28 protein-coding genes are annotated in these 26,694 nt (G+C 69.9%); 13 read left to right on the forward strand and 15 right to left on the reverse strand.

The window, feature by feature from the left end; all coding sequences use genetic code 11:
* Positions 1–4: 4 nt before the first annotated feature.
* Positions 5–568, reverse strand: coding sequence for an ATP-binding protein (locus FYX01_RS10875; protein WP_150240198.1), 564 nt, complete (start codon positions 566–568; stop codon positions 5–7).
* Between the two features lie 282 nt (positions 569–850).
* Between FYX01_RS10875 and FYX01_RS10880 the strand changes: the two genes are divergently transcribed.
* The 5 genes from FYX01_RS10880 (at position 851) to FYX01_RS10900 (ending at position 4,542) form a co-directional block, all read left to right on the forward strand.
* Positions 851–1,723: a helix-turn-helix domain-containing protein gene (locus tag FYX01_RS10880; RefSeq protein ID WP_150240200.1), complete on the forward strand. Its 873-nt coding sequence runs from the start codon at positions 851–853 to the stop codon at positions 1,721–1,723.
* Complete coding sequence (locus FYX01_RS10885) at positions 1,659–1,853, forward strand: DUF397 domain-containing protein (RefSeq protein WP_150240202.1); 195 nt, start codon at positions 1,659–1,661, stop codon at positions 1,851–1,853. Before FYX01_RS10880 ends, FYX01_RS10885 begins: the two co-directional genes overlap by 65 nt.
* 325 nt (positions 1,854–2,178) lie before the next feature.
* Positions 2,179–2,691 carry a hypothetical protein gene (locus tag FYX01_RS10890; protein WP_150240204.1) on the forward strand — a complete coding sequence of 171 codons (513 nt, stop codon included), beginning with the start codon at positions 2,179–2,181 and terminating at the stop codon, positions 2,689–2,691.
* A gap of 144 nt (positions 2,692–2,835) precedes the next feature.
* On the forward strand, positions 2,836–3,690 hold the full coding sequence (locus FYX01_RS10895; RefSeq protein ID WP_150240206.1) for a helix-turn-helix transcriptional regulator: 855 nt from the start codon (positions 2,836–2,838) through the stop codon (positions 3,688–3,690).
* An 81-nt stretch (positions 3,691–3,771) separates the two neighbouring features.
* Positions 3,772–4,542 (forward strand): glucose 1-dehydrogenase, encoded by a 771-nt coding sequence (locus tag FYX01_RS10900; RefSeq protein WP_150240208.1) that lies wholly within the window; start codon positions 3,772–3,774, stop codon positions 4,540–4,542.
* A gap of 451 nt (positions 4,543–4,993) precedes the next feature.
* Here the strand turns inward: FYX01_RS10900 and FYX01_RS10905 are convergent, their stop codons facing one another.
* Both FYX01_RS10905 and FYX01_RS10910 read right to left on the reverse strand, forming a co-directional pair.
* Entirely contained in the window at positions 4,994–7,363 is a 2,370-nt protein-coding gene (locus FYX01_RS10905) for a trehalase-like domain-containing protein (protein WP_150240210.1), read from the reverse strand.
* A 501-nt stretch (positions 7,364–7,864) separates the two neighbouring features.
* Positions 7,865–8,572, reverse strand: coding sequence for a class I SAM-dependent methyltransferase (locus FYX01_RS10910; RefSeq protein ID WP_150240212.1), 708 nt, complete (start codon positions 8,570–8,572; stop codon positions 7,865–7,867).
* A 114-nt stretch (positions 8,573–8,686) separates the two neighbouring features.
* Here FYX01_RS10910 and FYX01_RS10915 point away from each other — a divergent pair, with 114 nt between their 5' ends.
* The 3 genes from FYX01_RS10915 (at position 8,687) to hisG (ending at position 10,893) form a co-directional block, all read left to right on the forward strand.
* The gene (locus tag FYX01_RS10915) at positions 8,687–9,532 is read left to right on the forward strand and encodes an SDR family NAD(P)-dependent oxidoreductase (protein ID WP_150240214.1); all 846 of its coding nucleotides are present in this window, start codon (positions 8,687–8,689) and stop codon (positions 9,530–9,532) included.
* Positions 9,533–9,704: 172 nt separating this feature from the next.
* Positions 9,705–9,968 (forward strand): phosphoribosyl-ATP diphosphatase, encoded by a 264-nt coding sequence (locus FYX01_RS10920; protein WP_014913038.1) that lies wholly within the window; start codon positions 9,705–9,707, stop codon positions 9,966–9,968.
* Between the two features lie 70 nt (positions 9,969–10,038).
* A complete protein-coding gene (hisG, locus tag FYX01_RS10925) occupies positions 10,039–10,893 on the forward strand; it encodes an ATP phosphoribosyltransferase (protein ID WP_150240216.1) in 855 nt (284 codons plus the stop codon).
* Positions 10,894–10,984: 91 nt separating this feature from the next.
* On the opposite strand, the gene FYX01_RS10930 is transcribed toward hisG, so the two are convergent.
* The gene (locus FYX01_RS10930; protein WP_150240218.1) at positions 10,985–11,800 is read right to left on the reverse strand and encodes a MerR family transcriptional regulator; all 816 of its coding nucleotides are present in this window, start codon (positions 11,798–11,800) and stop codon (positions 10,985–10,987) included.
* 86 nt (positions 11,801–11,886) lie between these two features.
* On the opposite strand from FYX01_RS10930, the gene FYX01_RS10935 reads away from it, so the two are divergent.
* Positions 11,887–12,618, forward strand: coding sequence for a spermine/spermidine synthase domain-containing protein (locus FYX01_RS10935; protein WP_150240220.1), 732 nt, complete (start codon positions 11,887–11,889; stop codon positions 12,616–12,618).
* 46 nt (positions 12,619–12,664) lie between these two features.
* On the opposite strand, the gene FYX01_RS10940 is transcribed toward FYX01_RS10935, so the two are convergent.
* The 7 genes from FYX01_RS10940 to trxA form a co-directional block, all read right to left on the reverse strand.
* Positions 12,665–12,883 carry an EF-hand domain-containing protein gene (locus tag FYX01_RS10940; protein ID WP_150240222.1) on the reverse strand — a complete coding sequence of 73 codons (219 nt, stop codon included), beginning with the start codon at positions 12,881–12,883 and terminating at the stop codon, positions 12,665–12,667.
* A 169-nt stretch (positions 12,884–13,052) separates the two neighbouring features.
* Complete coding sequence (pstA, locus tag FYX01_RS10945; protein ID WP_150240224.1) at positions 13,053–13,955, reverse strand: phosphate ABC transporter permease PstA; 903 nt, start codon at positions 13,953–13,955, stop codon at positions 13,053–13,055.
* Positions 13,952–14,959, reverse strand: coding sequence for a phosphate ABC transporter permease subunit PstC (gene pstC, locus FYX01_RS10950; protein ID WP_150240226.1), 1,008 nt, complete (start codon positions 14,957–14,959; stop codon positions 13,952–13,954). Before pstC ends, pstA begins: the two co-directional genes overlap by 4 nt.
* A 118-nt stretch (positions 14,960–15,077) precedes the next feature.
* Positions 15,078–16,211 (reverse strand): phosphate ABC transporter substrate-binding protein PstS, encoded by a 1,134-nt coding sequence (gene pstS / locus FYX01_RS10955; RefSeq protein WP_150240228.1) that lies wholly within the window; start codon positions 16,209–16,211, stop codon positions 15,078–15,080.
* 403 nt (positions 16,212–16,614) lie between these two features.
* The gene (locus FYX01_RS10960) at positions 16,615–17,406 is read right to left on the reverse strand and encodes a response regulator transcription factor (RefSeq protein WP_150240230.1); all 792 of its coding nucleotides are present in this window, start codon (positions 17,404–17,406) and stop codon (positions 16,615–16,617) included.
* Positions 17,407–17,493: 87 nt separating this feature from the next.
* Positions 17,494–18,366, reverse strand: coding sequence for a phosphate ABC transporter ATP-binding protein PstB (gene pstB, locus FYX01_RS10965; protein WP_150240232.1), 873 nt, complete (start codon positions 18,364–18,366; stop codon positions 17,494–17,496).
* A 451-nt stretch (positions 18,367–18,817) separates the two neighbouring features.
* Entirely contained in the window at positions 18,818–19,201 is a 384-nt protein-coding gene (gene trxA, locus FYX01_RS10970; protein WP_150240234.1) for a thioredoxin, read from the reverse strand.
* Between the two features lie 280 nt (positions 19,202–19,481).
* Between trxA and FYX01_RS10975 the strand changes: the two genes are divergently transcribed.
* Together FYX01_RS10975 and FYX01_RS10980 are read left to right on the forward strand one after the other, a co-directional pair.
* Positions 19,482–19,844 carry a YidH family protein gene (locus tag FYX01_RS10975; RefSeq protein ID WP_150240236.1) on the forward strand — a complete coding sequence of 121 codons (363 nt, stop codon included), beginning with the start codon at positions 19,482–19,484 and terminating at the stop codon, positions 19,842–19,844.
* A gap of 101 nt (positions 19,845–19,945) precedes the next feature.
* On the forward strand, positions 19,946–20,287 hold the full coding sequence (locus tag FYX01_RS10980) for a DUF202 domain-containing protein (protein ID WP_223830420.1): 342 nt from the start codon (positions 19,946–19,948) through the stop codon (positions 20,285–20,287).
* Positions 20,288–20,604: 317 nt separating this feature from the next.
* Here the strand turns inward: FYX01_RS10980 and FYX01_RS10985 are convergent, their stop codons facing one another.
* The 3 genes from FYX01_RS10985 to FYX01_RS10995 form a co-directional block, all read right to left on the reverse strand.
* On the reverse strand, positions 20,605–21,588 hold the full coding sequence (locus FYX01_RS10985) for an NAD-dependent epimerase/dehydratase family protein (protein WP_150240240.1): 984 nt from the start codon (positions 21,586–21,588) through the stop codon (positions 20,605–20,607).
* A 115-nt stretch (positions 21,589–21,703) separates the two neighbouring features.
* Positions 21,704–22,417, reverse strand: coding sequence for a PIG-L deacetylase family protein (locus FYX01_RS10990; protein ID WP_150240242.1), 714 nt, complete (start codon positions 22,415–22,417; stop codon positions 21,704–21,706).
* Between the two features lie 99 nt (positions 22,418–22,516).
* On the reverse strand, positions 22,517–23,218 hold the full coding sequence (locus tag FYX01_RS10995) for a WbqC family protein (protein WP_223830421.1): 702 nt from the start codon (positions 23,216–23,218) through the stop codon (positions 22,517–22,519).
* Positions 23,219–23,598: 380 nt separating this feature from the next.
* Here FYX01_RS10995 and FYX01_RS11000 point away from each other — a divergent pair, with 380 nt between their 5' ends.
* Positions 23,599–25,110, forward strand: a complete 1,512-nt coding sequence (locus FYX01_RS11000) for a glycosyltransferase family 2 protein (RefSeq protein WP_150240246.1) — start codon at positions 23,599–23,601, stop codon at positions 25,108–25,110.
* Positions 25,111–25,263: 153 nt separating this feature from the next.
* On the forward strand, positions 25,264–25,671 hold the full coding sequence (locus tag FYX01_RS11005) for a DUF3817 domain-containing protein (protein WP_150240248.1): 408 nt from the start codon (positions 25,264–25,266) through the stop codon (positions 25,669–25,671).
* On the opposite strand, the gene FYX01_RS11010 is transcribed toward FYX01_RS11005, so the two are convergent.
* The gene (locus tag FYX01_RS11010; protein WP_150240250.1) at positions 25,647–26,429 is read right to left on the reverse strand and encodes an SURF1 family protein; all 783 of its coding nucleotides are present in this window, start codon (positions 26,427–26,429) and stop codon (positions 25,647–25,649) included. The two genes, FYX01_RS11005 and FYX01_RS11010, sit on opposite strands and share 25 nt — an antisense overlap.
* Between the last annotated feature and the right edge of the window lie 265 nt (positions 26,430–26,694).

Genomic DNA, 26,694 nt, shown 5'->3' on the forward strand with positions numbered 1-26,694 from the left:
CGCCTCACCCCCCGACCGCGGAGCCGGGGCGGGAGCCGCGACCGCGGGCGGGCCGCCGGTCCAGCTCGAACCACACCGTCGTCCGGCCGTCCTCGTGCAGCGTCCCCCACCTGCTGGCCTGTGCCGCCACCAGCCGCAGCCCGCGGCCGCTCTCGGCGGAGGTGTCCAGGGGCCGCAGGTGCGGCGTGGCCGCTCCTGGGGCGCGCGGCCCCTGGTCGGTGACCCTCACCTGTACCCGCCCCCGTAGACGGTGCAGCGTGACGGCCACTTCCCCATCCTTGCACCCGCTGCGCGAGTGTGTGACCGCATTGTTGAAAAGTTCGCTGGCCAGTTCCTGGACCAGTTCGGCCGACCGGGGCGGGAGCGCGGCGGCGGAGGCGAGCCGGCGCCGGAGCACGGCGGCCTGCTCGGGCACCCCGGCCAGGGTCAGGGAGTGGCCCGGGTTCCCGGGCGCGCGTTCCACCAGGATCGCCGCGCGGTCGCGGGGGTCGGTCGTGCGGCGGGGCAACCGGGTGGCCTGGTTCTCCTCTGCCGCGTCCCCGCCCAGGACGTTTTCACGCTGCTCCATACGGATCACTGATCCCACCCGAACCCCTGTTTCCCGGATCTCCCGCCCTGGGGCGAAGAGAGTGCCTCGCTGGTCTCGGACACGCCCTGAGCAGCGCGGACGCCTCCGAGAGCGGCTGCCGCCCGGTCGTCGCGTGTCCATGCACAACACCATGAACGCTTCCGGGTCGAAACTCCAGGAAAGCAACCAGGTTGGTGAGGAACTGGTGAATTGGTTGTTGCCGGTTGTTTGCCTGTAGGAGAGTGGGCGAACTGGTTTTCCTCTGGTTGATCGGGTGGACGGGTGGAACGACGCGGCAGGCCGAAATGGCGCAGGCTGGGAACCGAGTTGAGGGCGCTTCGCAAGAGGGCCCTGATGACGCAAGCGGGGCTGGCGCCGTACGCCAGAGTCGTTCCCGCCCAGATCTCGGCGTGGGAGAACGGCATACGCGGGATGACCCGGATCCAGGCCCGCCGACTCGACCAGGCACTCAACGCCAACGGGCGGTTCGAACGCGCTTATGAGGCGGCCAATACACCTGATTCGCTACCAATCTGGTACGAACAGGTCCCCGAAATTGAACAGCGGGTTTCCGAGCTACGGGAGTACCAGTGCCAGCTCGTCCCCGGCCTGATCCAGATCTCCGAGTACGCCAAGGCCACCATCCGGGACACGGCACCGTGGGCCTCAGAGGACGAGGTCGAGCAGATGGTCAAGGCCCGAATGCAGCGCCAGGAGATCCTGGAGAAGACATGCTCTCCGCTCGTGTCCGTCGTGGTGGAGGAGTTCGTCCTGAGTCGCGTGGTCGGTGACGAACACACCCAGGCCGCACAGTTGGACCGCGTGCTCGACCTCCTGGGGCGAGGCAGGATCCGCCTGCAGGTCGTGCCCTCGGATGTCCGCCACCACCATGGGGCAGCCGGGCCGTTCCGGATCTACACTTTCCCCGACAATCCGCCGCTGGCCTCCGCCGAGTACGCGGCCGGTGAGGTGCTGATGGAGGAGCGGGAGACGGTGCAGAGGTGCATGACCACCTTCGGTTTTCTCCAGGCCGAGGCGCTGTCGACGGAGGCCAGCGTGGAACTGCTCAGGAAGGTCGGGAAGAGCATTGATGAACAGGCACGATCACGGCGATCGACCGTGGCACAAGAGCAGCTACAGTGCGGCGCAGGGTAGCTGCGTCGAGGTGGCGGAGGGGCGGAGCGTGCTGGTGCGCGACACCCGGAACCGCGACCTCGGGCACGTGGAGTACTCCGCCGACGCCTGGGCGTCCTTCCTTCGCGGTGTGAGGCTCCAGTACCCCTAGGTTTCGCTGAAGCGCAACGGCTGGCCGATTTTATGGCCAGCCGTTTTCTGTTGCCCGAAAAGGCTCGCTAATCCCATCAATTCGGGCAAATATAGACCAATGATTCGAGGGTCTGTGGGTTAGGTTCCCTCCTTCTGGTCTGCCACAACAATCTTTTTTGAAATATCCGCTATTACTTACCGGTACCGTCGCCACCACCCACCCCTGCCCCCTAACATATTTCCCGAACACACAACTGAACCCACGCAATGACCCCGCAGCGGTCGTCAACCGCTCGGGGCCGTGGCCAGCAACTCCATCACTTCAAGACACAAGGATTGCCAGCATGCGCCAGTTTAGCGCTGCCCTCCTCAGCCGTGCCCTCGGCCCGGTGATCGGCCTCTTCTCCTCCCCGTGCGGACGCCACTCCGCGGTGGCCGGTCGCCGCCGCCGCTCCACCCGCGTCCGCCGCTACGTGCCTTCCCCCCTCCCCGCTCCCGGGGCCTCGCCCGCTCCCGCGCCCCGCCCGGCCCCTCCGAGCCGGACCGTCCCGGCCGAGGGCGTCGCCCTGGTCCGGCCCTATGTTGTGCCGGGACACGAGAGTGGACGGAAGCGTGTCCGGAAACCCCGGGCCACGGTCCCCCCGCCCCGTGGACACCGGCCCCCACGGGCGCCGGAGCCGACCGAGGTGGAGCGCGAGTTCGCCCGGGTCCAGGCACGGGCCAGGGCCCTGGTCCAGGAGTGGGCGGCCACGCCCGCACCGTCCGGTGACCTGCTCTCCGGCCCCTCCGAGTGGGACGAACTCGCCGGGCTCACCCGGACCTGGCTGGACCAGCGGCGCCGGGGGGTGCCCGCGTGAGCCTCCTCTACCGGGAGCCCCGCGCCTACGGACGCGGCCCGGCCGACCTGTCCACCGCACGCCGGGACCTGGCCGGGGACCTCTTCGGCTGACGCTCTCCGGCGGTCCGGCCGCCCGGTGAGCCGGCCGCGGTTACCATGGCGCATGACCAGCGAATCCCCCGCGGTGGCGCGGAACCGCCGCGAGCAGCTCCGCGACTTCCTGCGCACCCGCCGGGCGCGACTCACACCCGGTGACGTCGGCATGGCCGAGGGCGGCAGGCGCCGGACACCGGGCCTGCGGCGCGAGGAGGTCGCCGTGCTGGCCGGGGTCGGTGTCTCCTGGTACACCTGGCTCGAACAGGGCCGCGACATCAACGTCTCGGTCGAGGTGCTCGACGCGATCAGCCGGGCGCTGCGCCTCACCGGACCCGAGCGCGCGCACCTGTACGCGCTGGCCGGCCTCAACCCGCCACGGGCAGGCGGGGCGCGGGAAGCCTCGGTCACTCCGGAGCTGCGGAACCTGATCGACGCGTGGACGCCGCGGCCCGCGATGCTGCGGGACCGGCACTGGAACCTGCTCGCGGTCAACGACGCGGCGCGGACGGCGTTCGGCTACGGCGACACCGACCACAACTGCCTCGTCACGTTCTTCACCAGTGCCCGGTACCGCGACGTGCACGTCCACTGGGCATCGGTCGCCCCGGACGTCGTCGCCGCCTTCCGCGCCGACGCGGCGCGCTTCCCCGACGACCCGGAGTTCGCCCGGCTGGTCGACGACCTCAGCACCGTGAGCCCCGAGTTCGCCGAGCTGTGGGCCCGCCACGACGTGGGCGACCACGCTCAGGCGGTGAAGGCGGTCCTTCACCCCGAGGCCGGGGACCTGATCTTCGACAAGACGACCCTGACGGTGGCCGACCGCCCGGACTGGCACCTGGAGCTGTACAACCCGCGTCCCGGCACCGGGACCGGGGACCGGCTCGAACGGCTGACGCGCGTCCGGCTCGGCGCCCCGGCCTGACAGCCCGCCGAACCTGGTGGTGCCGCTCACCGGATAAACGCGCCCTGTCGGTACCGCGCTCCGGCTGGAACGTTGGTTCCCATGACACACGACACTTCCCGATTCGACGACAGGACCGCTCTCATCACCGGCGGCACGAGCGGCATGGGACTGGCCACCGCGCGAAGGCTGCTCTCCGAGGGCGCGCGGGTGGTCATCACCGGACGCGACGAGAAGCGGCTGGACGCAGCGGTCGAGCACCTGGGCGGCGGGGACCGCGTCCTCGCGGTGCGCGGTGACGCGGCGAGCCTCACCGACCTCGACGCGCTGGCGGACCGGATCCAGGACCGGTACGGGCGGCTGGACGTGGTCTTCGCCAACGCGGGCGTCGCCTCGTTCCAGTCCAACGGCGACGTCACCGAGGCCGAGTTCGACCGCCTCGTGGACGTCAACTTCAAGGGGGTGTTCTTCACCGTCCAGAAGACCGTCCCGCTGCTGTCCGACCACGCGGCGATCGTGATCAACGCTTCGTGGACGCTGCACCGCGGCATGTCCGGTGCCACCCTCTACGCGGCGACCAAGGCGGCGGTGCACAACCTGGCGCACACCCTCGCGGCGGAGCTGGGGCCGAGGGGGATCCGGGTCAACTCCGTGAGCCCCGGCTATATCGAGACCGCGATGTTCGACGCCTCCGTCCCCGCCGAGCAGAAGGGCGCTGTCGCCGCCGGCGTGGTGGCGGGCCGTCTCGGTACCGCCGACGACGTCGCGAGCGCGGTCGCCTTCCTCGCCTCCGGTGAGGCGGCCTACGTCAACGGGCAGGACCTGATCGTCGACGGCGGCCTGATCGCTTCCATCCCCATGGCGGCGGGATAGCCGTGGCCGCCGGGCCGGCGCCGCCGCCCGGTCGGTCGGGGAGCGGGCCCGCACGGGGCGCCGGGAACCCCTCCGGGGGGTCGTCCCGGCGCGCCCGGCTGCGCGGGCTCCACACCACGGCGGGCCCGATAAGTAGGGGTTTCGTATGCCTTCGGGCTCTGCGAACGCACTCCTTTGCGCCGCCGGGCCCTGGTGCGCGATATCCGTGTGCGTTCAGAGGGTTTGAAGCGAATATCACGGGCAGGTAACGAACTACGGCGTTCTCCTGGCGTCGAACGCGGTTCCCGCGAGGAGCCGCGAGCCCCACACGGTCTCCGGGCTCTCCTCCCGGGGCCGTGCCCTTCCGTACTGGAAGAGGTTGTCGTGGGGCAACTGTGTGCCGGACGAGGTTCCTGGGTTTCCCGATCCGCGGGGGCGGTCGGGACACCCGGGAACCTCGACGGGTGACGACCTAGAAGCGGTCGAGCAACTGGGCGCAGCGGATCAGGCCCAGGTGCGAGTACGCCTGCGGGTGGTTGCCCAGGGCCCGCTCGGTGACCGGGTCGAACTCCTCCGGGATGAGTCCGGTGGGCCCGGCGCAGTCCACCAGGTGCCTGAACAGCTCCTCGGCCTCCGCGCGGCGGCCGGTCAGCAGGTAAGCCTCGATCAGCCACGTGGTGCACAGGTGGAAACCGCCCTCACCGCCGGGCAGGCCGTCGTCACGGTGGTACCGGTAGACCGTCGGGCCGTTGCGCAGCTCCGCCTCCACGGCCGTCACGGTGGCCTGGAAGCGCTCGTCGGTCGGGTCGATCAGCCCGGACAGGCCGATGTGCAGCGACGCCGCGTCCAGGTCGGTGCCGTCGTAGGCGGTCGTGAAGGCCTGTGCCTCCTCGTTCCAGCCCTGCTCCAGCACCTCGGCGGCGATGTCGTCGCGCAGTCCCGGCCAGGACGGGTCCACCTCGCGGCCGTACCGCCCGGCCAGGTCGACGGCGCGGTCCAGGGTCACCCAGCACATCACCTTGGAGTAGACGCGCTGACGGGGCTCGTCGCGCTCCTCCCAGATGCCGTGGTCGGGCTCGTGCCAGCGGCGGGCGACGGCCTCGGCCATCGACCGCACCAGGTCCCAGTCGCGGTCGGCGAGCGTGCCGCGCACCGACGACAGCTTCTCGATCAGCTCCACGACGGGACCGAACACGTCCATCTGCACCTGGTGGTCGGCCAGGTTGCCGATCCGGACCGGCCGCGAGCCCGCGTACCCGGACAGCGACTCCACGACCTCCTCCGGACCCAGGTTGGTGCCCCGCAGCGAGTACAGCGGGCGCAGCAGTTCCGGGCCGGGCAGCGAGTCCACGACCCGGTGCACCCAGTCCAGGAACTCCTCGGCCTCGGCGGTCGAGCCCAGGGAGACCAGCGACTGCACGGTCAGGGCGCCGTCGCGCAGCCAGCAGTACCGGTAGTCCCAGTTGCGGACGCCGCCGATCTCCTCGGGCAGCGACGTGGTCGCGGCGGCCATCACACCGCCGGTCGAGGTACACAGCCCGCGCAGGGTGAGGGCGCTGCGCGCCGCCAGCTGCTGGGCGGTCTCGGGGAGGGTGAGGCCGTCGAGCCAGGTCGACCAGTGCTCGTCGGCCATCCGCTGGCGCTCGGACTCGGGCAGCGTTCCGTGCACGAGGGAGTCGGTGCCGCAGCGCAGCTCCAGCACCACCGGCCGGTCCGAGGACGGGTGGACGACCGCGCGGGCGACGTCGGCGACGCCGTCGTGCACGATCTCCCAGTCCACACCGGGTGAGTGCAGCGCCATCGGGAAGTCGGCGCCCTCCACGAGCAGGCCGTTGTCCTGGCGGGTGATGCGCACGGGCGTACGGCCGAAGTCGGGCCGGGGCGCGAACTCGACGGCCGCCGGGGTGACGCCGCCGATCACCCTGACGAGGTCGCTGCGGCCCTGCGGGGTGCCGTGGGCGAGGTAGTCGGTGACGTCCATGCGCGACCAGCGGGTGCGCACGGTCATGGTGCCGGGCAGGTAGCGCTGGCCCAGCGGCCGGCCGCCGTGGGCGGGGGCGATGGCGAACACGCCCGCCTGCCGGCCGCCCAGGACCTCCGCGAACAGGGCGCCCGAGTCGGGCTCGGGATGGCAGAACCAGAGCAGGCGCGCGTCCGGTCCGACGAGGGCGACCGAGTTCTGGTTGGAGAGCATCGACATGCGCTCGATGGGGGTGGGGCGCTCGCCGAACACCCAGGAGCGGCGCTCGGTGGCCAGCACGGACAGCAGGGACGCGGCGCTCGGGGTGTCGGGCACGCGGTGGGGGGCCACGGTGGGCTCCTCACCGACCCGCACACCGGCGTCGGCGCCGTTCAGCCGCATGAAGACGGGCTCCTCGCCGTCGCCGCCGCCGATGTAGAGGGTGGCGTTGGCCCCGACCTGCTCGCGGAGCAGCTCCAGGGCGGCGGCCTTGTCGGCGGGCGAGGTGTCGGGGCCGGTCGCGGCGTGTCCGGGGCCGATGGTCAGGTCGGTGTCGAACTCGGTGCCGTGTGCGCCCACCAGGCGCACCTCGGCGGGCAGGCGCGAGAGCGCGGCCAGGTCCCGCAGGGGGCGGGAGGAGATGACCGCGCACACGGTGCCGGGCAGGTCGGCCAGGTCGCGCAGCGCGCGCAGGGCCTCGGGCAGCGGTCGCCCGTGCGCGGGGTCGATCGGGGCGAGGGCGCCGTCGTAGTCGCAGGCGACGAGCAGCCGCGAGGTTCTGGCCAGAGCGGAGACACGTTGCCGGACGTCCACGGGCATGACCGCGGGAACGGTACTCTCCGGGAACCCCGGAACCGCTTCGACCGCTTGGGTGAGCGTCACGTTGCCTCCTCCGTTGGTCCACAATGACCTGGGGAAATAGGTGATCTGTAGGATTCCGCGCGCATGGTGCTGGTTCACACTGACGTGGGTGTGGAAAGAGTGGGCCCAGGGCTTGTGGCGCGGGACGGGACTTCAGGGATGTGGGGGCGAGTCCCTCAGAAACTTTTTACGTGTGTGCGGGCAAATAGGTCATGCCAGACGCAAAGAGTTGGTCCGCAAGAAGTCAACGTGAGACTACCCCCGTCCCGCCCGTACCTGCGACCTCAGATTCCGGTGATGCAGGTCACGAATCGGCTGCAAAAGGGCAGGAAGGTCGTGTCCTCTGGTTCGCGCGATCCCGGGATCACCCGCTGTCGCGGAGGACCGGCCGCGTCCGGCCCCGGTGGCCGCCTCCGGCGCGGGGCGGCGTGCCATGAAGCACACAGGACGTCGGAGGGCCCGCCACGTGGAGTGGCGGGCCCGGTGGCCGGGAGGGCCGTCGGCGGGACGGCCCGGGTGGGCTCAGGCGTTCTTCTCGGGCTTGCGGAGGTGGTGCACCCACGCGGGCGGGATGTTGGCGAACACCTTCTCGGAGCCGATGCCGTACCGGTCGATCCGGTCCTGCACCAGCCAGCTCGTACGCGCCTGGCGCAGGTAGTCCTCGCGGCGGGCGATGACGGCCTTGACCTCCTTGGTGTAGAGGTAGCCGTAGAAGGACAGCGTCCCTCCCGGTTCGAGCACCTCGAAGTAGTAGTCGAGGATCTCCCGGACGGCGTCGACGCCGAAGTTCGCGAACGGCAGGCCCGACACGATCACGTCGTAGGAGCGGTCGGTGCCCATGTCGTTGACGAGCTTGGCGTGCACCCTGGTGCTGTCGGAGACCCTGGACATGACCGGGTCGGTCTCCAGGAGGCCCTCGACGTAGGCGGCGAACTCGGGGTTGGACTCCACGAGGTCGGCGGTGTCCCCCGGGCGCATCGCCGCGGCGATCCCGCGGCTGATCGCGCCGGTCCCCGCGCCCGCCTCCAGGATGCGCAGCGGCCGGTCGGGTTCGGGTCGCTGGCGGACGTACTCGGCCATCGCGTGGGCCAGAGCACCGCTGCTGGGAACGATGGAACCGGTGGCGTGGAAGGTCCGTAGCGCCTGGCTGAGGAACAGCCGGGTGTCACGCAGGCGCTCGTCCAACCTCAGGGAGGAGAAGGGTCCGGTAGGACTGTGTGTCTCGGACATACCCGAACGCTAGCGCCTCGGCCCCGCCCGGGGGGAGGCGGCACGGCCGGTGTCCGTCAAAAGACGGGCCGGGAACCCTCGGGGATCCGCCCCGCCACGTCCTACTCTGAGGGTATGAGCGAAGCGGTCAGCACCTCCGACACCCCCGGCGAGGCCTCCGGCCACCCCCGGACCGCGCTGGTCACCGGAGCCTCCAGCGGGATCGGCGAGGAGTACGCCCGCAGGCTCGCCGAGCGCGGTTACTCCCTGGTCCTCGTGGCGCGCCGGGCCGAGGCGCTCGAAGTCCTCGCCGAGGAGCTCCACCTCAGCTACGGGGTCGGTGTCCAGTCCCTGCCCGCCGACCTCGGCACCGACGAGGGCCTCTCCCTGGTCGTCGAGCGCCTGTCGGCCGACGGCAGCGGCGGCGAGGCCCCCGTCGACCTGCTCGTCAACAACGCCGGACGCGGTGAGGGCGGTCCCTTCGCCGAGCAGGACCCCGCCGAGATCGACTCCATGCTCGACCTCAACGTGCGCGCGGTCCTCCATCTGACACGCGCCGTCCTGCCGGTGCAGATCGCCCGCCGGAGGCGGGGGCGCACACGGGCCGGGCTCGGCGTCATCAACCTCTCCTCCGTCGCGGGCGAGGTCGTCTCCAACCCCGGCGGCTCGGTGTACGGGGCGAGCAAGAAGTTCGTCAGCCTGTGGAGCGAGAGCGTCGACGCCGAGGTCCGCGAGTACGGCGTGCACGTCACCGCGGTCCTGCCCGGGTTCGTGCGCACCGACATGACCCGCGAGGTCCAGGAGAGCGGCATGCCCGCGTTCGCCTTCGTCCCCAAGGAGCGGGTCGTCCGCGAGTCCCTGACCGCCTGGGCCGCCGGGCGCTCCAGAGTCGTCCCCAGCGCCCAGTACAAGGCCGCCACGGGCATCCTGCGCCTCCTGCCCAAGCCGCTCGTGCGCGCCGCCGCCCGCAGGATCCAGTGAGGCCGGGTTCCGCGGAGCCCCGGCAGGCCGTCCCTCCCCGTCGTCGCGGTGCCGCGCGGCCCGGTGTGGCGTATCCCGCCGACCACATGCTGAGACATCCTCGCTCCGGTGCGGCATCGGGCGGCCGGACCGCCTACGCTGGTAGCGCATCCGCCGGTCGAGGAAAGACACCATGAAGACCTTCGAAGAGCTGTTCGCCGAGCTGTCCGAGAAGGCGCGCTCCCGCCCCGAGGGGTCCGGGACCGTCGCCCAACTCGACGCCGGTGTCCACGCCATCGGCAAGAAGGTCGTCGAGGAGGCCGCCGAGGTCTGGATGGCCGCCGAGTACGAGTCGGACGAGCAGGCCGCCGAAGAGATCTCCCAGCTCCTCTACCACCTCCAGGTCCTGATGCTGGCGCGCGGGCTGCGCCTTGAGGACGTCTACAAGCATCTGTAGGTCGGCGCGCACCATGCGTACCGGCCCCCGACGGACGTCCCCGCAACCGCAGCCACAGAAAGCCGTGAACATGCCCGACATGCTGAGAATCGCCGTGCCCAACAAGGGCCAGCTCTCCGAACCCGCCGTGGAGATGCTGCGCGAGGCCGGTTACCGGCAGCGCAAGAGCAGCCGCGACCTGGTCATGGTCGACCCCGACAACGACACCGAGTTCTTCTTCCTGCGTCCCAAGGACATCGCCGTCTACGTCGGCGAGGGCATCCTCCAGGCCGGGATCACCGGCCGCGACATGCTGCTCGACTCCGGCGCCCCCGTGGACGAGGTCCTCCCGCTGGGCTTCGGCGGGTCCACCTTCCGCTTCGCCGCCCCCGGCGGCGCGGACATGAAGGTGTCCGACCTCAACGGCAAGCGGATCGCCACGTCCTTCGACGGGCTCCTGCGCTCCTACCTGGACAGGGAGGGCGTCGACGCCCGCGTCATCCACCTGGACGGCGCGGTCGAGAGCTCCGTCAAGCTCGGTGTCGCCGACGCCGTCGCCGACGTGGTCTCCACCGGGACCACCCTGCGCCAGGCGGGCATGGAGACCTTCGGCGACCCGATCCTGGTCTCCGAGGCGGTCGTCATCCGGCCCACCGGTGCCGGGGAGGACCCCCAGATCGAGACGATGCTGCGTCGTCTGCGCGGTGTCCTGGTCGCCCGCGACTACGTGATGATGGACTACGACGTGCACGCCGAGCGCCTGGAGGCGGCGGTCGCGCTCACCCCGGGCATGGAGGGGCCGACGGTCTCCCCGCTGCACCGCGAGGGCTGGGTCGCGGTCCGGTCGATGGTGCGGCGCAAGGACGCCCAGAGCATCATGGACGACCTGTGGCAGCTCGGCGCCCGCGCCATCCTGGTCACCGACATCTACGCCTGTCGCCTGTAGCGTACCGGCCGCGAGCGTTGTGCGCCCTTTCTCCCGTTGATCTTGCCCGTAGCGGCGTGCTCGACCGCCGACAACGCCGCTACGGGCAAGATCATCCGGTGTGACGGTCCGCGTCCAGGGGGCGCAGTCCGACGGCGAACTCCACACCGGTGTCGTAATCGACCTGCCGCAGGGTTCCCACGTCGGCGAACATCCCCTCGACCTGGTGTCCGAACAGGTGGGACACCGCGAGGGCGAAGCTTCCGAGGGTCTCGGGGCCCGGCACCAGCAGGTACGACTCGGTTCCCTCCTCGTACTCCACGAGCCCGACACCCTCGGAGAGCGGCGGCGACGGCGCGCCCGCCGCCGCGACCGGTACGCACACCCGTACGCACAACCGGGACGCCCCGCTCCCCGCCACCGGCTCCGGGGACCTCCACCACCGGCCGTCGACGTCCCAGCCGCGCTCGTCGGCCACACCGCCGAGCACGTCCGCCATCGCGGAGGCGTCGGCGCGCACGCGGTCCGTGTCGTAGTCCTCGTCGTACTCGGAGGCCACCGCCGTGACCGCGGTGCACGCCCGCCTGCGTCGAACCCCGACCTCCGGCTCCCACGCCAGGACGGTGGACGCCTCCGCCAGCGCACGGTCCTGCTCGCGCCGCTCCCGCTGGAGGTCCTCGGCGTACCGGTGCAGCATCTCCGGCGCGAGGCCGGGGTCGTCGACCAGCCGACGGATCCGGGGCAGGTCCAGGCCGGCGCGGCGCAGGGCGAGGATCCGCCCGGCGCGCCCGATCTGGTCGATGGTGTACCAGCGGAACTGCGTCTCCTCGTCCACTCTGGCCGGCACCAACAGGCCCTGGGAGTGGTAGTGGCGCAGTGCTTTGGCCGAGAGGCCGGTGAATTGGCTGAACGTGCCGATGGGAAGCATGGCTCCACTCTGGATCCTCCCCCGAGGGGAAGGTCAAGCCGGTGTTCCCCGACCGTTCCGGGGATTCGCGCGGGCACAATGTGAGGATGAACCAGCGAACTCCAGAGGCTCCCGAAACCGATCCCCACGCCATCGAGGGAGAGACGGTCACGCTGGCCAGGGTGACCGGTGAGACCGGCGGCGACCTCGTGCTGCGCCGGGCGGGCGCGCACTACGAGATCTACTCCAACGGGCTGTTCCTCATGGACACCCGCGACGGCACCTCCGAGCGCGAGATGGTGCGCGCCAGCCTCGCCGCGCTCCCCGCGGGCCGCTCCCGCTCCCGTGTGCTCATCGGCGGGCTGGGCGTGGGCTTCTCCGCCCGCGAGGCGCTGGACCACCCCAAGGTGTCCATCGTGGACGTGGTGGAGCTCGAACCCCAGGTGATCGCCTGGCACGACGGCGAACTGGGCGAGGCCGCCGAGTACGTGCACCGGGACCCGCGCTGCCGGGTGCTCAACGCCGACATCGTGGCGTGGCTGGAGAAGGCGGCCTCCGCCGACAAGCCCGTCCGCTACGACGTGATCTGCCTGGACACCGACAACGGGCCCGACTGGACGGTGGTGGAGAACAACAACCGCCTCTACGAGGCGGCGGGGCTGGACCAGCTCGTCCGCCTGCTCGCCCCCGGCGGGGTGCTGGCCTTCTGGAGCGCCAACGCGGTGTCCACCTTCGAGGAGCTGCTGCGCGAGCGGTTCGCGTCGGTGGAGGTCGCCGAGGTCCCGGTCGCCCGGGGAGGCGTGCCCGACAACGTCTACCTGGCGCGCGATCCGCGCTGACACGGCCGGCGCCGCCCGGCGTCACCGCCAGGCGGGCCCACCGGGCTCAGCCCCTGGTGTCGGACATGTAGGCCGTGAACTCGTCCAGGGTGATCAGCCCGTCGCCGTCCTCGTCCATGGTCGCGATCGCCTGCCGGGCCTGGTCCTCGGTGCAGCTGTCCCCCAGGCGGTGCATCAGGTCGGCGTACTCCTGGGCGGTGATGCGCCCGTCGCTGTCGGCGTCGACGAACGCGAAGGTCGTCGCGTACTCGTTGGTGTCGGGCATCTGCTGTCCGTCTCCAGGGAATCGGGGTGCGGGCTCGGCGAAAGGCTATCGGGGACGTCCCGGTTCGGGAAGCGGAGAGAGAGGTCCGCGGACACGCGGAGGGGGCCGCGCGTCCGTCGGATCCCTCCGGCGCGCGGCCCCCTCCGGGACACCGGTCCCGGGCGACCGCTCAGCGCGATCCCCGCGAGCCGACCCACCGCGCGAGCACGGTGAACAGCAGGACCAGCGCGAACAGGCAGAGGGCGGCTCCCCAGGCGCGGTCGACACCGCCCTCGAAGGGCTGCGTGGCGCCCCGGTACAGCTGCATCGGCACGGCGCCCTGCGCCTCACCCTGGAACGAGGTCACGAGCAGGCCGGACCCGAACGCGGTCAGCAGCAGCGGTGCGGTCTCGCCGATGCCGCGGGCGACGGCCAGCATCGATCCGGTGGCCAGGCCGGGTGCGGCCGCGGGCAGCACCGTGTGCATGATGGTCTGCCACTTGCGCGCGCCCAGACCGTAGCTGGCGTTGCGCATCTCGTCGGGGACCAGCCGCAGCATCTCCTCCGCCGACCGTGTGACGATCGGCAGCATCATCACCGCGATCGCCACCGCGCCCGCGAAGGTGCCGAAGCCCATGCCGCCCCAGCCGATCACCAGAAGGCCGTACACGAACAGGCCGACGAAGATCGAGGGGATGCCCGTCATCACGTCGGTGAAGAAGCGGATCGCCGAGGTCATGCGGTTGGGCCCGTACTCCACGACGTAGACCGCGGTGGCGATCCCGAACGGGATCGACATCAGGACCGACAGCGCCATGATGTAGAGCGTGCCGAAGAACCCGGCGGCGTATCCGCCGCCCTCGCGCCTCGGCGGCGGCTCCGTCTGGGTGAAGAAGTCGAGGTTGACGACGCCGATGCCGCGCCGGGTGACCTCGAAGATGATGAGGACCAGCGGGATCATCGCCACGATCATCGCGGCGGTCAGCATCACCGACGCGGAGCGGTCCTTGAACCTGCGCAGGCCCGTGCCGGGCGGGCGCTGGCTCAGCGGGGTGTGCCGGGCGGACGGAGGGGTGGTGGTTGCGGTGCTCATACGGCGGCGTCTCCCGTGAACTGTCCCAGGCGCCAGACGACGACACGGGCCAGGATGTTGACGATCATCGTGACCAGGAACAGGGCGACACCGATCGCCATCAGCGCGATGCGGCTCTCCGGTGAGGACTCACCGAAGGTCGCGGCGATGTGCGAGGCCATGCTGCTTCCGGGGCTGAACAGGCTGACGCCCCAGGACTGGGCGCCGCCGATCAGCATCAGCACGGCGATGGTCTCGCCCAGGGCGCGGCCCAGGCCCAGCATGGCGGCGGCCACGATCCCGGAGAAGCTGGCGGGCAGGATCACCTTGGTGACGACCTCCCACCGGGTGGAGCCCAGGGCGTAGGCGGCCATCTGCTGCTCGACGGGCTGGACGGCGACGACCTCGCGGATGATCGCCGTCATGATCGGCAGGATCATGATGGCCAGCACGATTCCGGCGGGCAGGTAGCCGACGCCGCGCACCGGGCCCTCGAAGAGGAAGAGCCAGCCCAGGACGCTTTCGAGCCAGGCGAAGAAGGGGCGCATCACGTTCGGCAGGAACCAGTGCAGGCCCCAGAGGCCGAAGATGACACTCGGCACCGCCGCGAGCAGCTCGACCGTGTAGGACAGCGGCTTGGCGATGCGGCGCGGGGCCAGGTGGGTCAGGTAGACGGCGACCATGATCGCCAGCGGCAACGCGATGACGATCGCGATGACCGACGTGACCAGGGTCCCGTAGATGAACGGCCAGGCGCCGTAGGTACCGGTGATCTCGGTGCGCGAGCTGCCGCTGACCCACTCCTCTCCGAGGAGGAAGCCGAAGAAGCCCTCCTTGACGAAGACCGGCCAGGCCTCGCTGGTGGTCCGGATCACCATCAGCGCCAGGATGACCAGCACGATGGTGGCGCAGGTCGCGACGATCCACTTGAAGATCGGGTCGGCCAGGCGCCCCTTGCCGGACCGCAGCGTCCCCCCTCGGGAGTCCTCGGGGGCCTGGGGGGCCTCAGGGGCCTCGGTGGACATGTGCTTCTCCTCTGTGGCTTTCGTGGGGAGTGGAGAGCGGCTCGCCCCGGGACGGGGACGGAAGGGACCGAAGGAAGGGGTGCGGGGCCGGGAAGCCTTCCCGGCCCCGCAGGGGCGTCTACTCGCCCGAGTCGGCCTCGGCGTCCTCGTCGCCACCGGCGTCGTTCTGGGAGTTGGTCTTCTCCAGCTCGGCCACGACACGGTCGGTCAGGGAGTCGCTCAGGGGGGCGTAGCCCAGCTCACCGGCCACGTCGCGGGCGCCCTCGTCGGTCAGGGCCCAGGTCCAGAAGTCGATGATGGCGTCGGCACTGGCCTGCTCGTAGCCGCAGGTGTAGGTGAAGATCCAGTTCGAGCCGGCGATCGGGTAGCCCTCGCCGCCGATGTCGTCGATGGCGAACTGGAAGTTCTCCGGAACCTCGGCCTCCTCGGAGGCGGCGATGGTCGCGTCCAGGGTCGGCTCGATCGGGTTGCCGTCCTCGTTGACGATGCTGGCGACGGACAGCTCCGCCTCCTGGGCGAAGGACTGGTTGACGTAGCCCAGGCCGCCCGGGTTCTGGGTGATGCCCTGGGCGACGCCGTCGTTCTGCTGGCCGCCGACCAGGCCGTCGGCCCACTCGAGCTCCTTGCCCTCGCCGTACTTGTCGGCCCAGGTGTCGACCTCGGTGCTGAGGTAGTGCGAGAAGACGTAGGTGGTGCCGGAGCTGTCGGACCGGTGCACCGGGATGATCTCGTCGCTCGGCAGTTCCAGGTCCGGGTTGAGATCGGCGATGGCCGGGTCGTCGAAGGTGGTGATCTCGCGGTCGTAGATGGCCGCGATGGTCGGGGCGTCCAGGACGAGGCCGTCCAGGTCGGGGTTGTTGAAGGCGATGACGACCGCGCCGAACACGACGGGGAACTGCACCGCCTCGCAGCCGCGGGCCTCGGCCGCGGTGGAGAGTTCTTCGTCGGACAGGTACTGCTCGGAGGAGCCGAAGTCGACGGTCTGCTCCAGGAACTGCTCGACACCGGCGCCGGAGCCCACGCTCTGGTAGTTGACGCTGACGCCGGGCTGGACGTCGTTGGAGTAGGTGTAGATCCAGTCCTGGAAGAGCGGATCGGGGAAGCTGGCGCCGGCACCGGTCAGGGAGGCGCTGAGGTCGCCGCCCCCGCTCCCGTCACCGGAACCGTCACCGTTGTCGCCGCCGCTGCTGCACGCCGCCGCGAGCAGGGGGATGGCCGCCAGAACGGCGAGCTTGGAACGACCGTTGCGCATGTCGTGGTTCTCCTTGTTGAATCACCGCTGTCGGGCTGACGTAAAACGACAGTAAGTGCGCGGAAAGACGTGGTGACATCGAAATGGAGGCGTGCTGGTAGAAGCCCGATGAATGCGAGGTGAATGGGGGTAACCATTGGATAACGGCAGCGTGGTTCCGGCCCCGTCCGGTTCTGTCATGTGCTCTGGACTCACCGTGATGACCTGCGGGTACACTCGTCCCCTCGGGGGTCCCACGGTTGTCTTCCGGCAACGAAGATGACGGGGTGGTTTGCCTGGCAGTTCACTTTCACGTTCGTCGGAATAGAAGGTGACGTCAACATGAACAACGGGCCTCACCGGCGTTAGCCGGAAGACCCTGTGTGATACTCCCCGACCTTCCCTCCGTACTTTTCCTCCGGGGTCAGAAACCGCTCGCGGTGTCCAGGCGGTAACCGATGCCGCGGACCGTGTGGATGAATCTGGGCTGGGCCTCGGAGTCGCCCAGCTTGTGTCGCAGGCGACGGATGTGGACGGCGATCGTGTTGTTCACCGGGGGCAGCGGCTTGTGCCAGACCTCGGTCCACAGCTCCTCGCGGCTGACCACCCTGCCGTTGTGCCTGAGCAGGAAGTCCATGATCCCGAACTCCCGCAGGGCCAGGTTGACCGGGTTGCCGTCCACGAACAGCCGGTGCCCCAGGGCGTCCAGTTCCAGCGCGCCCGAGCGCAGCGCGGCGGGGGAGGCGGAACCGTTCGGGCCGCCGCCGTCCGCGCCCGGCAGGGAGCCGCGCAGCAGGGCCGCCAGCTCCGGGATCCGGTAGGGGCGGCTGACGCAGGCGGTGGCCCCCACCGCCAGCGCGCGCATCGCCCGCTGCGAGTCGCCGGGGCCCACCCCGATGAGGATGGGGATCTCCGTCGCCCGCCGGGTCACCCGCACCAGCGTCTCCAGGTCCACTTCGGGCGGGTCCGCGCTGGTCACCAGGGTGTCCGGCCGCATCATCCCCACCCGCAGCAGCGCCTCGGCACCGTCCACGCACACCGTGATGTCCACGTCGTGCCCGCTCAGAGACAGCACCAGCTGGTGCGACTGCTCGGACTCCGGCTCCACGAGCAGCACGCGGAGCGGCCCTTCCGGCCGTTCCGGGCGCTCCACCGCTTCGTCCTCGACCGGAGTGCTCGGGAACGGGACGGCGGTGGAGGAGGTGAGCGCGGGCATGGGAGGTCCACTTCGTCTAAGGAGCGGGAGGGGATGGTCCCGGGCCGCTCGGCGGCCACACCTGCTCGCAGGGCTACGGCGGACGGCTCAGCCGAAGCGACCGCTGATGTAGTCCTCGGTCCTCTGGTCGGAGGGCTTGCTGAAGATCGTCGCGGTCTCGTCGAACTCCACCAGGCTGCCGTAGCGGTCACCCGCGTCGTCCACACCGGCGGTGAAGAACGCCGTGCGGTCGGACACGCGCGCCGCCTGCTGCATGTTGTGGGTGACGATGACGATGGTGTACTCGCTGGCCAGCTCGTACATCAGGTCCTCGATCTTGAGGGTCGCGATGGGGTCGAGCGCCGAGCACGGTTCGTCCATCAGGATCACCTCGGGGTTGACCGCGATGGTGCGCGCGATGCACAGCCGCTGCTGCTGGCCGCCGGACAGGGCGAACGCGCTCTCCTTGAGCTTGTCCTTGACCTCGTCCCACAGGGCGGCCTTGGTCAGAGTCTCCTCGACCAGGTCGTCCATGTTGCCGCGGACGCCGTTGATCTTCGGGCCGTAGGCCACGTTGTCGTAGATCGACTTGGGGAACGGGTTGGGCTTCTGGAAGACCATGCCGATCCGGCGGCGTACCTCGATGGGGTCCACGTCGGAGGCGTACAGGTCCTCGCCGTGGTAGGTCACCCTGCCCTCGACACGGGCGCCGGGGATGAGGTCGTTCATGCGGTTGAGGGTGCGCAGGACGGTGCTCTTGCCGCATCCGGAGGGGCCGATCATCGCGGTGATCTGACGAGGGCCCACCTTCAGGTTCACGTCGCGTACGGCCTTGTTGCTGCCGTAGTGGATGGAGAGTCCGGAGACCTCGAAGACGGGGTCGCCGAGCCCGGGGACCTCGCGGTTGTACCGGACGGTACTGGGGGCGACGCCGCGACCGATCTCGGTGCCGCGAGGGGAGGCGGTGTTGCTGACAGACATGGGGCCACTTCCGGGTCGGAACGTGCATGCGCCAAGGAGGAGCGGCTGGAGCCGCGGAGCGCGGTCGTGTCCCATGCAAATATGCCTGCGTGAAGCGCGGGTGAACGAACCCCGTGACCGAGATGAACGTGGGCGGTGGACTCGGCGGACCCGTGAGTGCCGAGCGTGGTCCGTCCGTCACCGGAGGAGGTCCGACGAGGGCTTCCCGCACCGCGGCGGCGCCGACCAGTCCGCCCGCGGGGCCCTTCCGGCCCCCTCCCGCCACGGAGGGGAGCGCGTGCGGACAGGTGACCGGGTTCAAACCCGTTGGTGACCTTTCGTTCCGTCCGGACGGATTTCCCACTCCCCGCCGGGCGGTCCGCGGAGCGGCGTCCACGCGTTCGGCCCCGGACACACGAGTGCCCCGGACACCCCACCGCGGCGGGGTGTCCGGGGCACTCGGGACGTGGGTCTACTCCTGGGCGTCCTGGACTTCGGCGCCCTGCTCGTCGATCTTCTGGCGGACCTCGTCCATGTCCAACTCCTGGGCCTGGGTGATCAGGCTCTCCAGCGCCTCGGCGGGCAGCGCACCGGGCTCGTTGTAGATGACGGTGCGCTCGCGCACGATCATCAGGGTCGGGATGGACTGGATCTTGAACTCGAAGGCGAGTTCGCGCTGCGCCTCGGTGTCCACCTTGGCGTGCACGATGCCGGTGTGCTTCTCCGAGGAGGTCTCGAACACCGGGGCGAACTGCCGGCAGGGACCGCACCAGTCCGCCCAGAAGTCGATGAGGACGAAATCGTTGTCCTTCAGCGTTTCCGCGAAGTTGTCCTTGGTGAGCTCGACCGTGGGCACGTGGTCTCCTGTATCTGTTCGTTGGTTGGTGTCGACCGTCGGCCAACCGCCATCTCTCGTGACTACAGCGGTCGTGCCCACTCGTTTGTTCCGCATGCGTCCCGCAGGCTACGGACCGTGCTGATCGACCGGTCGTTTTCCGCCCTGACGTGCTGTCCATGCTGGTTTGGGGGAGAGGCGGGTGGTAGCTAGTGTCGGGGGGGTACGTGTCCGGCACGGCGGCCCTTTCGGGCCAGGTAGGGCCGGACGCACGTTTTCCCTGGGGAAAGGGGGTGGAAGATTGGGTTCCGAGACGGGCCCGGGGGACACACGGGGGACGAAGCGGTCCGTCGACTACCGTTTCACCCTCGCCAACGAGCGCACCTTCCTTGCCTGGATCCGCACCGCGCTGGCCATCCTCGCCGGCGCCGTCGCCGTCCTGCACCTGCTTCCGCTCGACTGGGCCCAGGTGCCGCGCACCGCGGTCGGCCTCGTACTGGCGGCGTTGGCCGGGGTCATCACCGTCTACGCTCCGCTGCGCTGGTACCGCGTGCAGCGGATCATGAGCCGGGGCGGGCCCCTGAAGATGAGCCTGCTCCCGGTGATCACCACCTTCGCGGTGGGACTGGTGTGCGCCCTGGTGCTGTTGGGCAATCTGCTGTGACCCCTCCCGCCGAGTCTCCCAACGGATCTTCCAGCGAGCCTCCCGGCGGGTCCTCCAGCGGGTCCTCCGCTGAGCCTTCCACCGATCTCGACGGCCTCGGCCTGCAGCCCGAGCGCACACTGCTGGCCTGGCAGCGCACGATCGCCCTGATGGTCGTGGTGGGCCTGCTGTTCCTGCGCGGTTCGCTGGTACCCGGTGACGACAACGTCCCGGAGGCGCCTCTCGTGTTGCGCGTGGCGACGATGACCGTGCTGCTGGTCCTGGGACTGGTCCTGGGCGTGCACCTCGGGCTTCGGTGGCGCGGCAGTGAGCACGGTAAGCGTGCTCCCGGAACGGGGGGACCGCCGCTGCACGTGGCGCGGCCGTGGGCCATGGCGGTTCTGTGCGCGGGCGTCCTCGTCCTCAGCGGCGTTCTGATGCTGACGGTGCTTCTGGGCTTCTGAGAACGGGGCCGGTCCGGAACACGTCCGCGCCGATCCGGTGCCGTCGTGTTCTCCGTGCCGCCGGGGGAGGCGGCTTCACCGCAGGGGACTCGCTCCGCCGGACCGGTGGTGTGTCCGGCGGGTCCTGTGCCCTGGTCGGGCGTGTGGCCGGGTGGCCGGTGCGGCTGCCCTCGGCGGGCGCGGTGCGCACCGTGTTCCGGGACGCGCGGCCACCTCTTCCGTGAGAGGGGACGGGACCTGGCTCCGTACCCGTTCGTTCACGGGTCGTGTGGACCAGCCGAGGCGGAGAGGGCGCCCGGGCCGGACCGCGGCTCATCTCACACGGGCTCGGGGACGGATCCCGCCGCGCGGCGGTGCTCCATGATCGAGCGGATGATGTCGTTGAGGTCGCGCTCGGGCCGGTACCCGATCAGCCGCGCGGCCAGCGACGTGTCCGGGCAGCGGCGCTGCATGTCCTCGTAGCCCTCGCCGTAGGCGTCCTCGTAGCCGACGAAGGTGACCGGGCTCCCGGACCCGGTCAGTTCCACGACCCGGTCGGCGAGCCCCTTGATGGAGACCTCCTCGTGCCCGCCGAGGTTGACGGCCTGGTTGTAGGCCTCCGGGGCGTCCATCAGCTGCAGGAGCGCGGGCACCACGTCGAACACCGACCCGAAGCAGCGGCGCTGTGTGCCCGTGCCGTACACGGTGATGGGTTCGTCCGACACCGCCTGGTCGACGAAGCGGGGCACCACCATCCCGTAGCGGCCCGTCTGGCGGGGACCGACCACGTTGAAGAAGCGGGTGATGACGCACGGCACGCCGGACTCGACGCCGTGCACGTAGGCCACCAGTTCGTCCAGGCTCTTCGCCGCGGCGTAGGACCAGCGGCTCTTGGTGGCCGGGCCGTAGACGCGGTCGTCGTCCTCCTTGAGCCCGTCGGCGTCGTTCTTGCCGTAGACCTCGCTGGTCGAGGCGACCATGTAGGGCACCCGGTGCGCCACGGCCGACTCCACCACGTTCTCCGTCCCGTGCAGGTTGATCCTCAGGGAGCGCAGCGGGTTGTCGACGATGTTGTACACGCCCACGGCCGCGGCCAGGTGGAACACGGTGTCCGCCTCCGCGACCAGGGAGTCGACCAGGTCACGGTCCAGGACGTCTCCTTCCACGAAACGGAATCCGGGTGACTCCTGTGCGTGGACCAGGTTCTCCGGGGAACCGGTCGACAGGTCGTCCAGGACGGTGACCCGATGCCCCTGGGCGACCAGGTGATCGCACAGGTGCGAGCCGATGAAACCGGCTCCACCGGTGACTACAGCTTTCATGGTTTCCCTCCACTTGCGGTGTTCCTCTGTCTTCTTCACTGGGACGGGTGCGTGCACGGCCGGCGGGCCGCGCGCTGGGACGGGAACGTTGTGCCGGGACGCGGTCCCGGGGAGGTCAGGCCAGGCAGCGGTGTACGTGGAAGCCCTCCCCGAGCGCGACCCCGGCCTGCATGCCCCGCAGGACGGCGAGGCTGCGCAGGGTGAGCTCGGAGCGCGTGTGCGGGTGCTGGTGGCTCTGCGATCCGTACAGCTCCATGCCGTGGAGCTTGTCGGCCATCTGGACCTCGTCCAGTTCCACGATGAGGTTCGGCGGGCACAGAGGCTCCGAGCGCCAGTGGTCGGCGGCCTCCTCATAGGCCAGCACCAGCCGCGGATGGTGGCGCAGCGCGGCGTTGGACGGGCGCAGAGCGGTGTGCACGGCCTCGGCCGTGGCCTGGTGGTCCTGGTTGTAGCTGGCGCGGTGCGGTGTGAGCACCACGGTGGGGCGGACCCGCTCGATCGCCAGCGGGCTCTCGCGCTCGATCAGCTGGGTGAGGTCCACCCGGGCGACGGAGTCGAGCCGCAGGTGGTACTGGTCGCCGGGGAAGGCCATGTGCCAGTCGTCCCAGCGGAAGTGGTCGGCGACCTTCTTGATCTCCGCGTAGCGCTCCTCGGCGGTGGAGAAGCCCTTGGGAGACAGGTCGGCGGTGTCCCCGACGGTGAGGAACTGGACGAAGACCTGCGCGCCCGCCGCCTTGGCCTTGCCGAGGAGGCCGCCGCAGCCGAGCATCTCGTCGTCGGGATGGGGTGCGTACACCAGTATGCGTTCCTGTGACCAGTCCGTCGTCATGCGGTTTCCGTTCTTTGCCCAGAGGGCGATCGATGGTTGCCAGGACCTTGAGAGCGGGATCGCGCCCGGTGGCGCGGAAGCGTCGTGGACCCGTCCGGGTCAGTTCTGGGTTCTCGCCCGCCGGAGCACGTGCAGCGCCTCCGGACCGGTGTTGAGAAGAAGGTCGATCGCCGACAGGCGGGGCACGAAGTCGCCCGGGCCGCGTGCGTGTTGCGGGTACACCGGGTGCCGGAAGCCCTGCCACTCGACGTCGATGCCGTAGCGGCGCAGGGTCTCGGGCTCCAGGTAGTCCCTCGCCCCGTCGCCGGAGAGCATGGTGGTGGCCCCCGCCTTGGCGCAGACCTGGGCGAGGAGTTCGCTCTTGTGCCCGGGGAAGTCCCCCATCTCACTGGCGAGCAGCAGCGGGGTGTCGATGCCCAGTCCCCGCATCAGCAGGCGTGTCGTCGCGATGGCCAGTTCCGTGAGACCGTTCCACTCCTGCTCGTACAAGTGGGCGACCTCGTCGCGGTAGTCGCCCCAGTACGGGGACTTGCGGTAACAGTGTTCCGCGAGTGCCTTGTAGTGTTTGTGCTTCCATTTCTGACTGTTGTCAACAACTTTGTCCTGTATGCGGTCATCCCGGCTTCCCTGGACGACCGGGACGGTGAGCAGGACGGGTTCTCCGCTTCCTGCCACATAGTTTCGGTTCTGCCATCCGCGCCGCTCGAACTGGACGTTATCCAACATGACGAAACGGTCGGAACGGTCAATCTTGTCCAAAAGTCCGAGCCACGGAAGGTAGTGCGGCTGGTGGAGCGCCACCGTGACTCCGGCGGCCCTGTCACTGGTCGTGTCGGTACGGCTCCCCGGCTCGGAGTCCCGGGGGCCGTCGGCACGACCGGGCGATGAGGATGACGGTACGCCGGTCACGACGAGCATTCCCCCTTCTCTCCGTATGTTGCTTTGCGCGGATTTTTCCAGGACATGTACGTTCCGGGAGAAAGCGGTGTCGCTCCGCGCTCGCGGCTCACAAATATCATCTTATGGGTACCACCTCACGCAAGCTCGTGCATACGATTTGCGTGGCCTACATAGGACGTGAAACCGGGTGAACCTCTCGGTGTCGTAAGGCGTCAATATAACACCGGCTTTGTGGATTAATGCTGGTCCGAAATCGATAACTTCGGAGAGGTCCTAACGCTGTGCGTACCGCACGTTTCATCGGTGGCCTGCTGACAGGGCTGATCGCCCTGGCCCTGGCCGTCGCACTCTTTGTCTACTGGTTCGGCTTCGCGACGGACATGGCCGCGGCCTCGGGTCTGGGCACCCTCGGCTACGCGTTCCTGTGGCTGGCCTTCGGCGCCAACCTGCTGCTGTGGACCGTCGTCGGGCTCGTGCGCCTGGGTGAGGACTCGGTGCGCGCCGTGGTCCGGCCACGGGGGTCCCGGCGCCGGCCCGTCGAGGGGGAGGCGGGCGAACGCGTCCTGGTCGGCGCGGGCGCCGTCCGCGCGGAACGGGACGCGGACACCGCCGAGGGGGAGTCCGCGCGCGCCCCGGCGGAGCGGCCGGACGGCACCGGTTCCGGGGCCGCCTCCCTGGCCGTGATCATCCCCGCGCACAACGAGGAGCCCGTCATCAGCGGGGCCCTCGCCTCGGCGATGGGGCTGTTCGAGCGCTGGGACGTCTACGTGGTCTCGGACGCCTCCAGGGACTCCACCGCCGCGATCGCGGCCCGGACCGGCGTGAACGTCCTCGAACTCCTCACCAACCGCGGCAAGGCCGGGGCCATCGAGGCGGTCCTGGAGGAGTTCGCGCTGACCGACAACTACGACGGCGTCCTCATCCTGGACGCCGACACCGAGCTCGACCCCGGGTACGTCGACGGGGCCAGGCGGCAGTTGGCCGACCCGTCGGTGGCGGCCGTCGCGGGCTTCGTGGTCTCGGAGTGGAAGCCGCGCCAGCGGTCCTTCGTCGGCCGGACGATCTCCGCCTACCGCGACCGCCTGTACTTCATGCTCCAGTACCTCATGCGTTTCGGACAGACCTGGCGACACGCCAACACGGCCTTCATCGTGCCGGGCTTCGCCAGCGTCTACCGCAGTGAGGCGCTGAGGGAGATCGAGGTCAACCCCGAGGGGCTGGTGATCGAGGACTTCAACATGACCTTCGAGGTGCACCACAAGCGCCTCGGGCGTGTCTCGATGAACCCCGACACCAAGGCCTACAGCCAGGATCCCTTCACCTTCCGGGACTACTGCAGACAGGTCAGCCGGTGGACCCTGGGCTTCTGGCAGACGATCCGGCGGCACCGGGTGTGGCCGAGCCTGTTCTGGGCGTGCCTGTCGCTGTACGTCCTGGAGGTCGTGCTGGTCTCCCTGGTGCTGCTGGCCACCACGGTGGTCGGACTGTTCGTCCTCGCCGGGACGGTCGGCGGCGAGCCGTTCCTGAGCCTGCCGTTCTTCGGCGGGACCTTCACCGCGGTGACGGCCTTCCTGCCGCTGCTGGCGATCGGCATCGGCCTGTTCATCCCGGACTACATGCTCACCTGCCTGATGGCGGCGATCCGGCGGAGACCGTCCTACCTGCTCTACGGACTGCTCTTCCTGCCGATCCGGCTGGTGGACGCCTACCTCACGCTGCGGATGATCCCCAGGGCGTGGACCACCAGGTCCGACGGCCGGTGGAGCAGCCCCGGCCGCGTCTCGGGCGGGTGATCCCACCCGTGTGGATGTGAGATCGTCCGGCCCCGCCCACCCCGGGAGCCCGCGGGGCCGGACAGCGTCTAGGCTGATCTCGCCCGCTCACGGACCGCGACACGCGAGGACCGGGGTGGGCGCACAGTCGTCGGATGGGGGTGTGGATCAGCCGTGGACAAGAGGCGTGTGTCGTTCGCGTCGTACCGGGTGCTCGCGTACGTGACCGGAATCTTCCTGCTGGGCCTGACCTTCGTGGCCATGCCCGCCAAGTACCTGATCGGGGAGACCGCCCGGTTCTCCCTGGTGGGCGCGCCCCAGGGCATGGAGCACTGGTTCGGCCCCGAGTCGCCGCTCATGCTGTTCATCGCGATGCCGCACGGCTACGTCTACATGGCCTACGTGTTCGTGGTGCTGTGGGTCGCCCTGGACCGCCGCTGGGGCGCCGGGCGCACGCTGGGCGTGGCGCTCGCGGGCACGATCCCCGTGCTCGGGTTCGTGGTCGAGCACCGGATCGTCAGGTCGGAGCAGGCCAAGGACCGTGAGGCCGGACGGGCTCAGGAGCCCGCGGCCGCGGGCTGATCCTCCCCGTCCTGTGAGGCCCCCTCCCGCCGGGAGCGGGCCTCCTTGAGCTCCCGGCGCATCAGGAGGATCCAGAAGACCACGCCGGAGACGCCGAACATCGCCCACTGCACCGTGTAGCTGAGACTGCGCCAGTTGATCCTGGTCTCGGTGGGCGGCTCGGGCGGCGGTGCCGGGATGAGCGAGGCGGTGGCGGGGTCCTGCTCGGGCAGGATGACGTAGCCCTCGTAGAGGCGGTAGTCCCACTCGTTGACCAGTACGGACGTGGCGATGCGCTCGACCTGGCCCTCGGCGACCTCGACGGGCACGATCCCCTCGGCCCTCACCGGCGGCAGCAGCCATCCGGTGACCGTGACCTCGCCCCCGGGGACGGGCGGGACGTCCTGGCCCTCCTCGGCCCAGCCCCGGTTCACGGTGACGGCGACGTCGTCACCGGTGACGAGGGGGACGATGACGTCGTGTCCGCTCACGCCGTCGGAGACCCGGGGCACCAGCAGTTGGGCCTCGGCGTCGTAGCGGCCCGTGGCCTCGACGGCGTTGTTGGCGAGCAAGTCGGGGTGCATGTACTCGCCCGGTTCCAGCAGGCCCGAGAGGGGCACGGCTTCGGCGAGGTCCTCGACCGGGTTGGTGATGACCTCCCGGTCGGGCTCGAAGGCCTGGACGAACTGCCACGAGGTCCCGGCGGTGCAGACGACGGCGACCAGCACCACCAGCAGGTGGATGCCGAGCCACCGAGGGCTGAGGAGTGGTGATCTCACCGGACCAGGCTATGCGCGCCCCTCGAGCGCACCGGCATGACCCCTGATTGACGCTGCCCACACGGACTTGGTCCCGCGCTGCCAAGGAATGGTGATCACTTTAAGTAGTTTACTGTGACTCAGGGTTGTTCTTCGGTGGTGGGGTGGGTAGTGTCTCTATCAACGCGGGACGACAGGGTCGATTCCGCGGCAGGCCTTCCAGGCCGCGACTCCAGGGGGGAGGAGCCGCTGGCCGTTTCCCAGCGCGAGGGTCGTTTCCGTACTT

Origin of the sequence: Nocardiopsis quinghaiensis (genome assembly GCF_008638365.1) — a bacterium.
Lineage (GTDB): Bacteria > Actinomycetota > Actinomycetes > Streptosporangiales > Streptosporangiaceae > Nocardiopsis > Nocardiopsis quinghaiensis.

Coding starts and splice junctions, on each gene's coding strand:
- FYX01_RS10930 (WP_150240218.1), bottom strand. CDS start 11,800: ATGCTTCCCATCGGCACGTTCAGCCAATTCACCGGCCTCTCGGCCAAA.
- FYX01_RS10875 (WP_150240198.1), bottom strand. CDS start 568: ATGGAGCAGCGTGAAAACGTCCTGGGCGGGGACGCGGCAGAGGAGAAC.
- FYX01_RS10915 (WP_150240214.1), top strand. CDS start 8,687: ATGAGCGAAGCGGTCAGCACCTCCGACACCCCCGGCGAGGCCTCCGGC.
- FYX01_RS10985 (WP_150240240.1), bottom strand. CDS start 21,588: ATGAAAGCTGTAGTCACCGGTGGAGCCGGTTTCATCGGCTCGCACCTG.
- pstS (WP_150240228.1), bottom strand. CDS start 16,211: ATGCGCAACGGTCGTTCCAAGCTCGCCGTTCTGGCGGCCATCCCCCTG.
- hisG (WP_150240216.1), top strand. CDS start 10,039: ATGCCCGACATGCTGAGAATCGCCGTGCCCAACAAGGGCCAGCTCTCC.
- FYX01_RS10935 (WP_150240220.1), top strand. CDS start 11,887: ATGAACCAGCGAACTCCAGAGGCTCCCGAAACCGATCCCCACGCCATC.
- pstC (WP_150240226.1), bottom strand. CDS start 14,959: ATGTCCACCGAGGCCCCTGAGGCCCCCCAGGCCCCCGAGGACTCCCGA.
- FYX01_RS10940 (WP_150240222.1), bottom strand. CDS start 12,883: ATGCCCGACACCAACGAGTACGCGACGACCTTCGCGTTCGTCGACGCC.
- FYX01_RS10890 (WP_150240204.1), top strand. CDS start 2,179: ATGCGCCAGTTTAGCGCTGCCCTCCTCAGCCGTGCCCTCGGCCCGGTG.
- FYX01_RS10960 (WP_150240230.1), bottom strand. CDS start 17,406: ATGCCCGCGCTCACCTCCTCCACCGCCGTCCCGTTCCCGAGCACTCCG.
- FYX01_RS10895 (WP_150240206.1), top strand. CDS start 2,836: ATGACCAGCGAATCCCCCGCGGTGGCGCGGAACCGCCGCGAGCAGCTC.
- pstB (WP_150240232.1), bottom strand. CDS start 18,366: ATGTCTGTCAGCAACACCGCCTCCCCTCGCGGCACCGAGATCGGTCGC.
- FYX01_RS10910 (WP_150240212.1), bottom strand. CDS start 8,572: ATGTCCGAGACACACAGTCCTACCGGACCCTTCTCCTCCCTGAGGTTG.
- FYX01_RS10990 (WP_150240242.1), bottom strand. CDS start 22,417: ATGACGACGGACTGGTCACAGGAACGCATACTGGTGTACGCACCCCAT.
- FYX01_RS10920 (WP_014913038.1), top strand. CDS start 9,705: ATGAAGACCTTCGAAGAGCTGTTCGCCGAGCTGTCCGAGAAGGCGCGC.
- FYX01_RS10885 (WP_150240202.1), top strand. CDS start 1,659: ATGAACAGGCACGATCACGGCGATCGACCGTGGCACAAGAGCAGCTAC.
- pstA (WP_150240224.1), bottom strand. CDS start 13,955: ATGAGCACCGCAACCACCACCCCTCCGTCCGCCCGGCACACCCCGCTG.
- FYX01_RS10900 (WP_150240208.1), top strand. CDS start 3,772: ATGACACACGACACTTCCCGATTCGACGACAGGACCGCTCTCATCACC.